This is a genomic window from Paraburkholderia sp. SIMBA_030 (genome assembly GCF_046535245.1).
GTDB lineage: Bacteria > Pseudomonadota > Gammaproteobacteria > Burkholderiales > Burkholderiaceae > Paraburkholderia.
In genome coordinates, this window is record NZ_JAWRXB010000015.1 from 170,720 (window position 1) to 184,623 (window position 13,904).

13 protein-coding genes and 1 pseudogene are annotated in these 13,904 nt (G+C 62.0%); 11 read left to right on the forward strand and 3 right to left on the reverse strand.

Annotation, left to right across the window (positions count from 1 at the left end; translation table 11 throughout):
- The first annotated feature begins 171 nt into the window (after positions 1-171).
- From SB772_RS25445 to SB772_RS25475, 7 genes and pseudogenes are all read left to right on the forward strand, one after another.
- Complete coding sequence (locus SB772_RS25445) at positions 172-945, forward strand: fumarylacetoacetate hydrolase family protein (protein WP_410835952.1); 774 nt, start codon at positions 172-174, stop codon at positions 943-945.
- On the forward strand, positions 942-1,700 hold the full coding sequence (locus SB772_RS25450; protein WP_410835953.1) for a fumarylacetoacetate hydrolase family protein: 759 nt from the start codon (positions 942-944) through the stop codon (positions 1,698-1,700). Before SB772_RS25445 ends, SB772_RS25450 begins: the two co-directional genes overlap by 4 nt.
- Before the next feature lie 165 nt (positions 1,701-1,865).
- Positions 1,866-3,323, forward strand: a complete 1,458-nt coding sequence (hpaE, locus tag SB772_RS25455) for a 5-carboxymethyl-2-hydroxymuconate semialdehyde dehydrogenase (protein WP_410835954.1) — start codon at positions 1,866-1,868, stop codon at positions 3,321-3,323.
- Positions 3,324-3,401: 78 nt separating this feature from the next.
- Positions 3,402-4,265 carry a 3,4-dihydroxyphenylacetate 2,3-dioxygenase gene (gene hpaD / locus SB772_RS25460; RefSeq protein ID WP_410835955.1) on the forward strand — a complete coding sequence of 288 codons (864 nt, stop codon included), beginning with the start codon at positions 3,402-3,404 and terminating at the stop codon, positions 4,263-4,265.
- 17 nt (positions 4,266-4,282) lie between these two features.
- A complete protein-coding gene (locus SB772_RS25465; protein ID WP_410835956.1) occupies positions 4,283-4,696 on the forward strand; it encodes a 5-carboxymethyl-2-hydroxymuconate Delta-isomerase in 414 nt (137 codons plus the stop codon).
- A 34-nt stretch (positions 4,697-4,730) separates the two neighbouring features.
- The gene (gene hpaH, locus SB772_RS25470; RefSeq protein ID WP_410835957.1) at positions 4,731-5,534 is read left to right on the forward strand and encodes a 2-oxo-hept-4-ene-1,7-dioate hydratase; all 804 of its coding nucleotides are present in this window, start codon (positions 4,731-4,733) and stop codon (positions 5,532-5,534) included.
- A 10-nt stretch (positions 5,535-5,544) separates the two neighbouring features.
- Positions 5,545-5,628, forward strand: a pseudogene (locus tag SB772_RS25475) (2-keto-3-deoxy-L-rhamnonate aldolase); the annotation flags it as partial.
- 34 nt (positions 5,629-5,662) lie between these two features.
- On the opposite strand, the gene SB772_RS25480 reads toward SB772_RS25475, so the two are convergent.
- Complete coding sequence (locus tag SB772_RS25480; protein ID WP_410835958.1) at positions 5,663-7,996, reverse strand: EAL domain-containing protein; 2,334 nt, start codon at positions 7,994-7,996, stop codon at positions 5,663-5,665.
- A gap of 211 nt (positions 7,997-8,207) precedes the next feature.
- Positions 8,208-9,299: a GGDEF domain-containing protein gene (locus SB772_RS25485; RefSeq protein WP_410835992.1), complete on the reverse strand. Its 1,092-nt coding sequence runs from the start codon at positions 9,297-9,299 to the stop codon at positions 8,208-8,210.
- A 253-nt stretch (positions 9,300-9,552) separates the two neighbouring features.
- Between SB772_RS25485 and SB772_RS25490 the strand changes: the two genes are divergently transcribed.
- Positions 9,553-9,819, forward strand: coding sequence for a hypothetical protein (locus SB772_RS25490; protein ID WP_410835959.1), 267 nt, complete (start codon positions 9,553-9,555; stop codon positions 9,817-9,819).
- 640 nt (positions 9,820-10,459) lie between these two features.
- A complete protein-coding gene (locus tag SB772_RS25495; protein ID WP_410835960.1) occupies positions 10,460-10,705 on the forward strand; it encodes a hypothetical protein in 246 nt (81 codons plus the stop codon).
- A 137-nt stretch (positions 10,706-10,842) separates the two neighbouring features.
- Here the strand turns inward: SB772_RS25495 and SB772_RS25500 are convergent, their stop codons facing one another.
- Positions 10,843-12,093, reverse strand: coding sequence for an arsenic transporter (locus SB772_RS25500; RefSeq protein WP_410835961.1), 1,251 nt, complete (start codon positions 12,091-12,093; stop codon positions 10,843-10,845).
- A gap of 441 nt (positions 12,094-12,534) precedes the next feature.
- Between SB772_RS25500 and SB772_RS25505 the strand changes: the two genes are divergently transcribed.
- Positions 12,535-13,098, forward strand: coding sequence for a YceI family protein (locus SB772_RS25505; protein WP_410835962.1), 564 nt, complete (start codon positions 12,535-12,537; stop codon positions 13,096-13,098).
- Positions 13,099-13,169: 71 nt separating this feature from the next.
- Positions 13,170-13,748 carry a YceI family protein gene (locus SB772_RS25510; protein ID WP_410835963.1) on the forward strand — a complete coding sequence of 193 codons (579 nt, stop codon included), beginning with the start codon at positions 13,170-13,172 and terminating at the stop codon, positions 13,746-13,748.
- The last annotated feature ends 156 nt before the right edge of the window (positions 13,749-13,904 follow it).

Consider the following 13,904-nt stretch of genomic DNA (forward strand, 5'->3'; position numbering starts at 1 on the left):
GCGGTGCAGCACTCGGGTAGCAGCGGAAGCGGACATGGCGGAAGATGAGTAAGAGCAGCGGTCAAAGCTTAAGGGAAAACCCGCGATCAGCCGACAGGCTATTGACCGTGGATGATATCAAGCGCAATACTACTAACATGTTAGTGTTTTTGCCGGGGAGACAGCCAGTTTATGTTTGCGCTTGCCGATCATCTGCTGCATCCCGAAGGCGACGCGCTGCCTCGCGACGTGGATGCGCGCACCGTTGCCGCGCTGCTGGCACGCGGCATTGCCTGTCGCGCGCCGGTTTCGGGCGCTGTCTATGGAACCCTGCTCAACGACCGGGCCGCATTGGACGCGCTGGGCGATGCCGTGCACGCCGCGCCCTATAAAGCGCCGCCCAAAGCGCCGGTTCTTTATCTGAAGCCGCGCAACACGCTGGCCGGGCACCGCGCGCGCGTCGTCGTGCCTGACAACGAGCTGGGCGTGGAGGTCGGTGCGTCGCTGGGGATTGTGATCGGCCGCACTGCAACGCATGTCAGCGCGGATCACGCGTTCGACTATATCGCCGGCTATACGCTGGTCGCCGATCTGAGCGTGCCGCATGCAAGCGTCTACCGGCCTTCGGTACGGTTCAGGGCGCGCGACGGTTTTTGCGTGGTCGGGCCGGCCGTGGTTGCGGCGCGTCATGTTTGCACACCGGACGCTTTGACCATCAAGGTTCTGCTGAAGGGACATGAGCCCTTCACCGCGAGTACCGCATCGTCGGTACGTAACGTGGCGCAATTGATTGCGGACGTCACCGACTTCATGACGCTTCGCGCCGGCGACGTCATCACGCTAGGCGTGCCGCATGGTTCGCCGATCGCGCATATCGGCGACACAGCCACGCTATCGATCGGCAAATTGCCGCCGCTTGAGGTGTCGTTTGTCAGTGCACAAGAACAAGATGGAGAACAGCCATGATGCGCGGCCGTGTTGCGTATGCAGGAGCGATTCACGAAGCCTGGCCGGACGCCGACGGCGTGCGCCTCGCCGATGGCCGCGTGCGTCGCGAGGATGAAGTCGTGTGGCTCGCGCCGATCGAGGTCGGCACGATCTTCGCGCTCGGCTTGAACTACGCCGGGCATGCCAGGGAACTGCAATTCGCGAAGCAGGAAGAGCCGCTCGTTTTTCTCAAAGGCCCCGGCACGGTGATCGGCCATCGCGGCGTGACGCGCCGGCCTGACGACGTCACCTTCATGCACTACGAGTGCGAACTGGCTGTCGTGATCGGGCAAACCACGCGGAACGTCAAGCGCGAAAACGCCATGCAGCATGTGGCCGGCTACATGATCGCCAACGACTACGCGATCCGCGACTACCTGGAAAACTACTACCGCCCCAACCTGCGTGTGAAGAATCGCGACGGCGGCACGGTACTCGGCCCCTGGTTCGTCGATGCCGCCGATGTCGCAGACGTCACGCAACTCGAATTGCGCACTTATGTGAACGGCACGCGGCAACAGCACGGCAACACGCGGGATCTCATCACCGACATCCCGGCGTTGATCGAATACCTGAGCAGCTTAATGACGCTCGCGCCCGGCGATGTGATCCTGACGGGCACGCCGGAAGGCATCGTCAACGTCGATGCGGGCGATGAAGTCGTCTGCGAAATCGACGGCCTCGGCCGTCTCGTCAATACGATTGGTTCCGACGCGGAGTTTGGCCGCGCCTGATCGACAGCTTTGCATGGGATCGGAGTAAGCGCTATGGGACCAGAGTAGGCGCTAAAGCGCCAACTTTGGTCGACACGCTAACTCCGATCGACAGCTTTGCATGGGATCGGAGTAAGCGCTAAAGCGCCAACTCCGATCGACAGGGAAAAGAGAAAGGACAAGGCAATGCGAATCGAGCATCTGATCAACGGCAAGTCGAGCACGGCGCGCGACTACTTCGAAACGGTCAATCCCGCGACGCAAGGCGTGCTCGCCGAAGTCGCGCGCGGCACTGCTGAAGAAGTCAACGTCGCCGTGCGCGCGGCGAAAGACGCGTTTCCGGCATGGGCTGGCAAACCCGCTGCGGAACGCGCGAAACTGCTTCGCAAGCTCGGCGAGCTGATCGCGAAGAACGTGCCGGAAATCTCCGAGGCCGAAACGCAAGACACCGGCCAGACGATCTCGCAAACGCGCAAGCAACTCGTGCCGCGCGCAGCCGACAACTTCAGCTATTTCGCAGAAATGTGCACGCGCGTCGACGGCCATACATACCCGACCGATACGCATCTGAACTACACGCTGTTTCATCCGGTGGGCGTGTGCGCGCTGATTTCGCCGTGGAATGTACCGTTCATGACGGCGACGTGGAAAGTCGCGCCCTGCCTCGCGTTCGGCAATACGGCCGTGCTGAAGATGAGCGAACTGTCGCCGCTGACCGCGTCCATGCTCGGCAATCTCGCGCTCGAGGCCGGCATTCCGGCCGGCGTGCTGAACGTCGTGCACGGCTTCGGCAAGGAAACCGGCGAACCGCTGGTGGCGCACCCGGACGTGCATGCCGTGTCGTTCACCGGATCGACGGCGACCGGCAACCGCATCGTGCAAGCTGCGGGGCTGAAGAAATTTTCGATGGAACTCGGCGGCAAGTCGCCGTTCGTGATTTTCGACGACGCCGATTTCGAACGCGCGCTGGACGCCGCGATATTCATGATCTTCTCGAACAACGGCGAACGCTGCACGGCGGGCTCGCGCATTCTCGTGCAGCGCTCGATTTACGCGCGCTTTGCCGAGCGCTTCATTGAACGTGCGAAGCGCTTGGCCGTCGGCGATCCGCTTGCCGACAGCACGATTGTCGGTCCGATGATCAGTCAGGGGCATCTGGCGAAAGTGCGCAGTTATATCGAACTGGGTCCGAAAGAAGGCGCGACGCTCGCATGCGGCGGACTCGACACGCCCGATCTGCCGGAAGCGATGCGCAAAGGCAACTTCGTGACGCCAACGGTGTTTGTCGATGTCGACAACCGCATGCGGATCGCCCAGGAAGAAATCTTCGGGCCGGTCGCCTGCCTGATTCCTTTCGACGACGAAGCCGACGCGATCAAACTCGCCAACGACATTTCCTACGGCTTGTCGAGCTACATCTGGACCGAGAACACCGGCCGCGCGCATCGCGTCGCGGCGGCCGTCGAAGCCGGCATGTGCTTCGTCAACAGCCAGAACGTCCGCGATCTGCGCCAGCCGTTCGGCGGCACCAAGGCATCGGGCGTGGGCCGCGAAGGCGGCACGTGGAGCTACGAAGTGTTCCTCGAACCGAAAAACGTATGCGTGTCGCTCGGCTCGCATCACATTCCGCGCTGGGGTGTCTGAGGCGCGAGGGCGCGCCGGGGCGTTGTTCTACACGCGCCGCTGTATCACGCTTCACGCCATACAGAACAGGAGATCGCGATGGGCAAACTCGCATTGGCAGCAAAAGTGACTCACGTCCCGTCGTTGTATCTATCCGAACTCGACGGTCCGCATAAAGGCTGCCGTCAGCCCGCGATCGACGGCCACCATGAAATCGGCCGGCGCTGCCGCCAGCTGGGCGTCGATACGATCGTCGTGTTCGATGTGCACTGGCTGGTGAACAGCGAATACCACATCAATTGCGCGCCGGGTTTTGAAGGCGTCTATACGAGCAACGAACTGCCGCACTTCATCAAGAACATGCCGTATGCGTATCCCGGCAATGTCGAACTCGGCAATCTGATCGCGGAAGTCGCCAACGAAATGGGCGTGAAAAGCCGCGCGCATAGCGAGACCACGCTCGACCTCGAATATGGCACGCTGGTGCCGATGCGCTACATGAACAGCGACCAGCACTTCAAGACGGTGTCGGTGTCGGGCTGGTGCATGTGGCACGACCTCCACACCAGCGCGCGTTTCGGACTCGCGGTACGCAAAGCGATCGAGGAACGTTACGACGGCACCGCGGCGATTCTGGCGAGCGGTTCGCTCAGCCATCACTTCGCCAACAACGGCACCGCCGAGCAGTTCATGCATAAGGTATGGAACCCGTTTCTCGAACAGATGGACCGCAGGGTCGTCGAGTTGTGGGAAGCCGGCGACTGGAAAACCTTCTGCGAGATGCTGCCGCTCTACAACGAAAAATGCTGGGGCGAAGGCGGCATGCACGACACCGCGATGCTGCTCGGCGCACTCGGCTGGGATCGTTACGAAGGCAAGGTCGAAGTCGTCACACCGTATTTCGGCAGTTCGGGCACCGGCCAGATCAATGCGATCTTCCCTGTCACGCCCCTGCCCGCTTAAGCATCGAGGAGCCCGACGTGCCGCACCTGACACTTGAATACAGCGCCAACCTGGCCGGCGAAGACAGCATCGGCCAACTGTGCAAGACCCTGGCCGATTGCCTGGCTCATTGTCGCGATACGCAGCCTGAGAACGAACAAGGCGTTTATCCGCTCGGCGGCATCCGCGTGCGCGCATTGCGTTGCGAGCAGTACTGCATCGCGGACGGCCGGTCTGACGCCGCGTTTCTGCATGCGAATCTGAAGATCGGCGCTGGCCGCTCCGAGGCGGTCAAGAAGGCAACCGGCGACGCGTTGTTCGACTTGATCAAACAACACTTCGCAGCGGATTTTGAAAAGCACGGCTTGGCGTTATCGCTCGAAATCAATGAATTCAGCGAAGCGGGCACGTGGAAGCACAACAATTTGCACGCGCGCCTTAAAGCCGGGTAACCATGGCCTGGCAGCGGCTAATAGAGAATCGATCATGCTAGATGAACAGACTATCCGCGATCTCGCGGCACAACTCGACAATGCCGAGAAAACGCGTACGCAACTACGCCACTTCTCGGCCGCCTATCCGCAGATGACCGTACAGGACGGATACGCGATTCAACGCGAGTGGGTGAAGCTCAAACTGGCCGAAGGGCACGTGATCAAGGGTCGCAAGATCGGGCTGACGTCGCGCGCGATGCAGCGTTCGTCGCAGATCGACGAACCTGACTATGCGCCGCTGCTCGACAGCATGTTCATTGAAAGCGGCCAGGACATTCGCGCCGACCGCTTCATTGCCCCGCGCGTCGAGGTGGAGTTGGCGTTCGTCTTGAGCAAGCCGCTCAAAGGTCCTGGCGTCACCCTGTTCGACGTGCTCGACGCGACGGCCTACGTAAGCCCGGCGGTGGAGATTATCGATGCGCGCATCGAGCAATTCGACCGCGAAACGAAGGCGCCGCGCAAGGTCTACGACACCATTTCGGACTTCGCGGCGAACGCGGGAATTATTCTGGGCGGCCGTCCGGTGCGTCCGCTGGACGTCGATCTGCGCTGGGTCGGCGCGTTGCTGTACAGGAACGGCGCGGTGGAAGAAAGCGGACTCGCAGCGGCGGTGCTGAATCACCCGGCCACGGGCGTCGCATGGCTCGCGAACAAGATCGCGCCTTACGGCGAAGTACTGAACGCAAACGACGTGATTCTGAGCGGCTCGTTCACGAGCCCGATTCCTGCGCGCGCCGGCGATACGTTCCATGTCGACTATGGTCCGCTCGGCGGCATTGGTTTGAACTTCATCTGAGTTTGCCGACATGTCTCTACCGCATAACAGTTTCAAGCGCGCCTTGGCCGAAGGCAAACCGCAATTCGGCCTGTGGGCCGCACTTGTGGATGCGCTCCACCGCGTCGATCGGGCGCTACGCGCAAAAACTAGTCGTTCGCCGGCCAGGGCAAGCCCACAGAAGACCAATCCAGCTCGACCCCGACAACAGACCGCTCTCTAGCCAACTGCACAGCCAAAGTAACAGCAATACAAGGCCGGCCACTGGCCAAAGAAAGATAAGGATTGCTAGCCACAGGCACACCAGGCAACAAAACCGCGTTACGAAAATAGGGCCGATGATCCCATCGGGCATCGCGCGGATTAGCAACAGGAAGCAACGAAGCCGCTTCGCTACGCCACGCCGGCCCACGCAATTCAGGCCCGATCTGCCGCCCCGAATCGTCCAGAATAAAACAGCTCACACACCGCTCAAACGTAGCGAGACAGGCAAACGCCTCATCCATCACCACGCCGGCGATCAATTCATCAGCCGCGCGGCTCAAAGCCAACCGATAAGGCTCGATCTCCGACTCGAACAAAGCATGCTGATGCGCACGCCCCTGTGCAATCACATCGAACGCATCGTCGATTCGCCGCCGCACCGACTCCGGTGGCGCCATCTCGGCAGCCGGCCGCCCGAGCAAATATCCCTGGGCGAAATCCACATTCGACGCGACCGCGAGAATCAACTCCTCGGTCGTCTCGACACCTTCCACCACCACCAGCATCCCCGCCTGATGCAGCAGCGATACCAGCTTCGGCAAGATCGGCTGCTCAGTACCGGGACTGGTCGCGCGAATCAGTTCGCCGTCGAGCTTGACGAGATCCGGCCGGATCCGGAACAGCCGGTCGAGATTCGATTGACCCGCGCCGAAATCGTCGACGGCGATCAGGAAACCGTGCTCGCGGTACAAGGCCGCCGCCCGCGACATTTCTTCGACGCTGCCGCCATGCGACTCGAGAATCTCGAGAATCACCTGCTCCGGTTCGAGCCCCACCGCCCGCGCAATCGCCGCGAGCTGATCGGCATAACCGTCGGCGATGAACGTGGCGGGCAGAATGTTGAGGAAGAGCCACGCACCCGAAGGCAGCGACCTGCACGCATTGCCCAGATGCACGACGTGACTCGCGCGATCGAGCGCGCCTGCGTCGCTGCCGGGATTCGGCGCAAACAGCACGACCGGCGGCACCAGCGTGCCGTCAGCCTGCTCGCCGCGCAGCAATGCTTCAAATCCCACCTGCTTCTGATGCGACAAGCTGTAAAGCGGCTGGAAATGCGAGGTCAGGTAATAGTCGTCCCATTGCAGCCTGGACGGCACCGCCCCGCCCTCTGCATGCGCCGCGCCGGGCACGAATTGCAGAGCTTCGCCCGGTAGCGCGCGTTCGGCACATACGCGGTTTCTGCCCAGGTACTTGGCGCGCAGCAGCGCTTCGTCGGCGCGGTCGAGCAGCATCATGATGCTTTCGCCGCTGCGGTGTTCGGCCACGCCGAAGCTCGCGCTCAGCTTTCCGTCGGGGCGCTCGAGCACCGCGATCGCGCCGCGCAAGCGCTCGGCCAACGCGAGCGCGCCGGTCAGGCCATCGCGCAGCAGCACCGCGAACTCCTCGCCGCCGATCCGGCTTATGCTTTCTTCCGCGGTCGTGTGTTCCATCAGCGCCTGGGCGACCTGATGCAGCGTATGGTCGCCGACCGCATGGCCGAAACGATCGTTCAGCGATTTGAAACTGTCGATGTCGAGAAAAATCGCGCTGACCCGCGTATCAGGCGTCATGGCTTCAAGGCGGCGCTCGGCCTGCTTCACGAACGCGCGACGGTTTTGCAGGCCGGTCAGCGGATCGGTCGCGGCGAGTTGCGCCAATTGACTCTCGAGCAGGAAGTGGTTGCGCCGGAACCGGTAGAAGCCGAAGTGAAACACCGCGGATGTCGGCATGCCGATCGCCACGATCCACATCCACGTCACAACGCCGGCGCCGTGCGTGCCCGGCTCGCCGAACAGCAAGGCGAGCGCCGTCGCATAGAAGAGCGCACTGCCGGCCAGAAAATGCGTCGGCGTGAGCCACAACGGCGCCGCGCAGATCGGTATCGCCACCACGGCGGGCAGCGCCCAGAGCAACGGCTGATCGACCCCGGAGATGTTCAGCGCGAGACCCACCGCCAGCACCAGCGAATACGCGACGCCGATCGCGCCGAATACAAAGGTCGTTGCCGCGCGCGGAATCGCCAGCACCAGCAGGCCGAGCACCAGTGCGCAAAGAAGCCGGTACGGCAGCGGCAGCGCCGGCCCGCCGACGAAGTTGCGCGCCCCCACGAAGAACAGGAATGCGACCACGGTAAACCCCATCGTGACCGTCGCAAGCGGACGTTGGTGTTCCAGCGATCGTCGATGGAAACGCTCGCGCAAGCCGGAATCGGCCATTTGCTTCGTCGAGGTGGAAAGCATATTGATCGTTATCAGACGGGTTCCGGTCACGCTGCCAATGTATAACGGCAACCGTCTGACAAATGTTTATCCCTTCCGCTCAAATAAGTTTGAGGCGCGGCGCGGCCGTCATCGATCACAGCCCGAAGACCTCGACACACCGTGCCGGCAAACGTTTGCCGGTCGAAACGACACCGGCTCGTCACTTTTCGTCCGGCACCGCCGCTGGCCGCTATGCCGCCATCACGCGATCGCGGCCTGACGCTTTGGCTGCATGCAGCGCGCCATCCGCACGCGCCATCAGTTCGGCGAGCGGCTCGTCCCACCGACGCTGGTCCACGCCGACGCTGAAGGTGTACCTCAGCCCGCGCGGCAATTCGGTTTGCGCGGCCGCGGCCAGCCGGCCCCGAATCCGCTCCAGCAGAGCTACCGTTTCGGCGGCGGTGGTCGCCGGGCACAACACGCCGAACTCCTCGCCGCCCAACCGCCCGAACACATCGCCGACGCGCAGGTTGGAGGCGATGAACGCCGCGAAGTGGCTCAGCACCTGGTCGCCGACGGCGTGGCCGTGGCCGTCGTTGATGGCCTTGAACGAGTCGATGTCGATGATCGCCAGCGCCACTGGGGAGCGCGTGCGCACCGACGCGTTGAGCAGCACGTCGCCGATCGCCAGAAAGGCGTGGCGCGACAGCGCGCCCGTCAGTTCGTCGACATTGGCAAGCCGCTCGAGCCGCTCGGCGAGGCGATCGTGCACCAGCATCACCACGCCGATCGACAGGGCCGGCTGCGCGAGAATCCCGAGCACGAGGTATGCGATGTTCGGCGCCGTCGCCTGCATCAAGCTGCTCTGCACCACCATGCCGAAGCCATACACGATGCAGCGTGTGATATGCCCGGCGCAAAACAGCGCCGCCACAACCGCGAGGAAGTAGTAGCTGTAACGCGGCCGGTTCGACGGACGACCACGCCGCATCGTCACGGCGAGCACCGCATAGAGGCTGGCATGGAACGCCGAAGTCACGGTCACCCGCGCATTGAAGTTCGGCGAGACAAAGGTCCAGTAAGCGATGCCGATCAACACCGCGACCGCACCGGCATACGCGCCCCAAGGCCGCGTGCGGCGCCCCAGAAACCGGTAGCAGCCTTCGAGCATCAGCAGCAGCGCCATAGCCAGCAACTCGTTGGCGGCAACGAAGGTCAGCCAGCGCGAAGCGTGCCCTTGCAGGGCGAAAGCCAGCAGCGCCATGATCGCGATCGCATTGGCCGCGATCCAGTAGCCGACGCCGGGTATTCCCGCACGCCACAGAGAGCCGAGCACGGCCATCGCCATGACACCCGACTGGTGCGCCGCACACGAGCAAGATCCGGCAAAGGATTGGATTCTTTTAAGGCCGGCGGCTTATTGCGTCTGCATGGACGCAAAGCGTATGCGTATCGCGGAGCAGCTCGCCGCGGTGTGGATGCGCTACCGCGTCAGTAAGTAACGGCATGCAGCCGTTTTGCCGACGGCGAGCCGCTACGCGCAAATAAACCCTACAATTATCATTGCCGTGCTACCTAAAGTATCGAGAACCGCCATGCCTGCCGAACCCGAAAAGGTCCCATCTGCCAGCACCACGGACAACCGGTCAAAACGCAAATCACTGCCCATCGCGGTACGCAACCTTCTGATGGTCGCTGTCGGCTTAATCGTGTTCGCAATCGTCTCAGGCCTCGTGCTATACGAGCCGTTCGCTTATGGCGACCCCGTTCCCAATTTCGGCATCATCCTGATGATGACTGTGCCGGTTATCGCCGGTGTGGCGTTCCGGGTCGGCCTGGATGCGTGGCTGGATAGAAGCTGATCGGATTGGAACAGGGGCACTGGCGTTGCATCGCACCGGGCGATAGCTTGTTTTAACGACATGATTCATACAGGCATGGACGCAGAATCGATTTTTCGTGCCTGATCGGCACGCCAGCCTCTCGTTGAAGCAGTGCAGATTTTCAACGACGACCAGGCAAAAAACGCCATCGGCATCCGCTTGGGCAGTTCCCAGTTCGGCGACAAACCGCTCGACCAACCATCGGTTTCGCTCGAAGGCGCCACCCGCGAGGTGGGCTCGCGCCCGTCGCATTCCCGCTCCCGCGCCATGGGCAAAGGCCCGGACCGAGCGGCAGCGCTGCATCAGACAAATAGTGACACACCGAAAGCAAATCGTCAGCTCGCCACTAACGGGGTGTGGAACGCGCCTTGCGGTGTCTTTTTGCGCCAGCCGTGTCCGACCGCTGGACGCATCGGCCGAACTGCCGGGCATCCCGCCCGCAGCGCCAGCAGCGGATCGGTCTGCGAAACATCCGTCTGCCGGGCCGATATCCGGGGAAGCGGGTTCGCGAACCGGAATATAAATGTGGCCCGCTCCGTTTTATTGCCAACGGCCGCGTGTCGCGGCGGCACCTGCATGGCACACCGCCGTGTTGCCGATCCACTTACTGGAACGTTAAATGAGCTATCAGGACATTGACAAAGAGATTGCCCACCTCGAACTCGTGTTCGAGCTGATTTCCACCAACGATCGCATTCCGCTTTCGTACTGGCGCAATCGCCTCAGCAAGTTTCCGAAGCCGTGGCTGATGCCGACGCAGCGCGAGCGTCTTGCGCGGCTCGAAGCGGCGCTGTATGCGCTCGAACAGTCTGCTGAAATGGAGGACACCGCGCTACCGCTGCGTTTGACCGGCACGCGGTCATGACCCGCGCCTCTTAAAGGAGAAACACGAAGACATACCTGACGAAACCGCCGTCGACGCCCCCACCGCGCACTTGCAAGATGCCGACAGCGGTTCGCCGCATCTGGACGAGGGCGGGGGCGATCAGGAGCCGGCTCCTGTCAACCGGTCAGAATCCGCGCGGCGAGCGCCAGTGCGAGGGCCGGAAGCATCACCACGACGCCGACTTTCAGGAACTTCATAAAGCTCACGTCTTCGCCCTCGCGGCGAATCGCGTTGAGCCAGAGGATGGTCGCGAGCGAGCCGGTAATCGACAGATTCGGGCCCAGATCGACGCCGATCAGCAGCGCGTCGATCACACGCTCGGCGCTGTGCGCCTGCATCACGGTCGAGCTTGCGATCAAACCGGCCGGCAAGTTGTTCATCAGATTGCTGACGATCGCGATGATGCCGCCGGCCGATGCCGCCGTCGCCAGGTCGCTGTGTTGCGTCGCGCGTTGCACGGCACTCGCCAGCGTTGTGATGACGCCTGTGTGACCGAGCACCTCGACCAGCACGAACAATGCCGCCACCAGCGGCAACACGCTCCACGAGATTTCCTTGACCATTGGCAGCGGCGACTTGCGCTCCTGAATCAGCACGACCGTGGCGGTCAGCGCGCCAAGTATCGCGGTGGGCAGGCCGAGCGGCATATCGTACGCGGAGACCGTCAGCAAGACGACGGCGGTGACCGCGATGCCGGCGAGCGCGACGCGTCCGCTCGACGACAATTCGAGCGGCTTGAGATCCGCCTCGCAAACGCCGGCGAGCGCCTCGCGCTGGGTCCAGCGCAACAGCACGTAGGTGGCGGCGATCGACAGTAGCGACGGCAGCGTGAAACGCATCAGCCAGGGGCCGAGTGCTGGCGTGTGGTTGCCGTACAGCACCAGGTTCGCCGGATTCGAGATTGGCAGCACGAAGCTGGCGGCATTCGCAATGAACGCGCACACGAACAGCAGCGGCAGAGGATGCGTTTTCGCTTTCCTCGCGGCGGCGAACACCGCGGGGGTGAGGACGACTGCGGCGGCATCATTGGAGAGGAAGGCGGTAATGACCACGCCGACCAGATAGACCAGCAGGAACAACTTTCTCGGCGAACCCTTCGCGTGGTTGACCGCCAGCACGGCGACCCAGTCGAACAGCCCTTCGCGGCGGCCGACTTCGGACAGCACCATCATGCCGAAGAGGAACAGATAGACGTCCGTGCCTTTTTCTATGGCCTGGATGGCCAGGTCGACTGGCAATAATCTGAGCGAGACTAGCAGTAGCGCGCCGCCTACGGCCCAGATGGCTTCAGGCCATTTGAATGGCCGGGAGATAACGCCGGCCGTGGCGGCTGCGGCGATGCCCCAGGAGAGGAATAGGGTACTCACTATGATGGTTTGACGCGTGGCGATTTGGGGGTGAATGCGGCAGCATACCTGATGTTGTCTGTATGCCTGCGGTGTTGGTTTCGGTTTTGTTCTTCTTGCCTTTGGCTCGCACAGGCAAAAAAAACCATTACCTTCACTACGACAACAATCTGTTCTCCCCCACCCGCCTATTCAGTTTTCATTGTCTTACCTACTATCCGCATTCGCACGCGGCACGCGGCATTCGCACGCGGCACGCGGCACGCGTAACAACGCCCCACACCAGGTAAGCATGAAAAAACCGAACCCGGTCCTTCGGACATAACCCATTACAGCGCGCCGGATTGCTCGCGCGCATGATTCCGCTCCTCAAGTAAGGAGCGATTCGCTCCAGCATGTTGGCAATCTAATTCCCAGCGGTGTTCAATCAACGCGCGCGGGTTCGATAGGATGCATACCACTATGAAATCAAACCTTTATCACTCGATTCTCGCCGGCGTCGCCGCCCTGTCCTTGCTCGGCGCCAGCCTCGCGCACGCCGATGTCGACGCAAGCAAAAGCAGCGTCATCGCAACGACCAGACAGATGAACGTGCCGGTGGACGGCAAATTCAAGAAGTTCTCGGCGCAACTGAATTTCGATCCGGCCAGGCCCACTGCCGGCAACGCCAACGTGTCGATCGACACCGGCAGCTACGACCTCGGCGCCGACGACTACAACAAGCAGGCTCAAGGCAAGGAATGGTTCGATAGCGCGACCTATCCGGCCGCGACCTTCGTGTCGAGCGCGATCGCGCCGGCCGGCGGCAATCAGTACAAGATCACCGGCAAGCTCACGATCAAGGGCAAATCGCAAACGGTCGTGGTGCCGGTCACGATCGCCAGCCAGGGCACGACGCAAACCTTCGACGGCGCGTTGCCGATCAAGCGCTCGCAGTTCGATGTCGGCACCGGTGAATGGAAAGACACGTCGGTCGTCGCTGACGAAGTTGTCATCAAATTTCACATCGTTGCGGCGAAGAAGTAACTGACGCGAACAGGCGACCTGCACTTTTTTGCGCCTCTTTTTTCGCTTTTTTGAATCACCTGGAGAAGAACTTGAAGAAACAACTTTTGCTCGCCGCCGGCGCGCTCGCCGCAGCCACGTCGTTCAACGCAATGGCCGCCGACACCTATCAACTCGACCCGATGCACACGTACCCGAGCTTCGAAACCGACCACTTCGGCGGCCTGTCGATCTGGCGCGGCAAGTTCACGAAGAGCAGCGGCACCGTCGTGCTGGATCGCGCGGCGAAGACCGGCACGGTCGACGTGACGATCGATATGAGCTCGATGGATATCGGTAACGGCAAGCTGGACACGGAACTGGTCACGGACAAGTTCTTCGACGCCGCGAAGTTCCCGACCGCGACCTACAAGGGCACGCAGATTCGCTTCGACGGCGACAAGCCGGTGGAAGTGATCGGCACGCTGACGATGCATGGCGTGACCAAGCCGGTCAACCTGAAGATCGAATCGTTCAAGTGCATCATGAACCCGATGCTCAAGCGCGAAGTGTGCGGCACGGAATCGACCGCGACGTTCAACCGCGACGACTTCGGCGTCGACTTCGGCAAGACCTACGGCTTCAAGATGCTGACCACGCTGAATATCCAGGCTGAAGGCATCAAGCAGTAATCGCGAGCAGCACGGTGCCTTGCCCAGGCGGAGCAAGGTACTATGACGGTTTGGCATCCGGCGCGCGGCGAATCACGCCAAACGCGTCCGGACGCCCGACGCAGCGAGCCATGCGCGGGGCAGCACCGGCGCGGCGCTGACGTTCTCCGCCCGCTG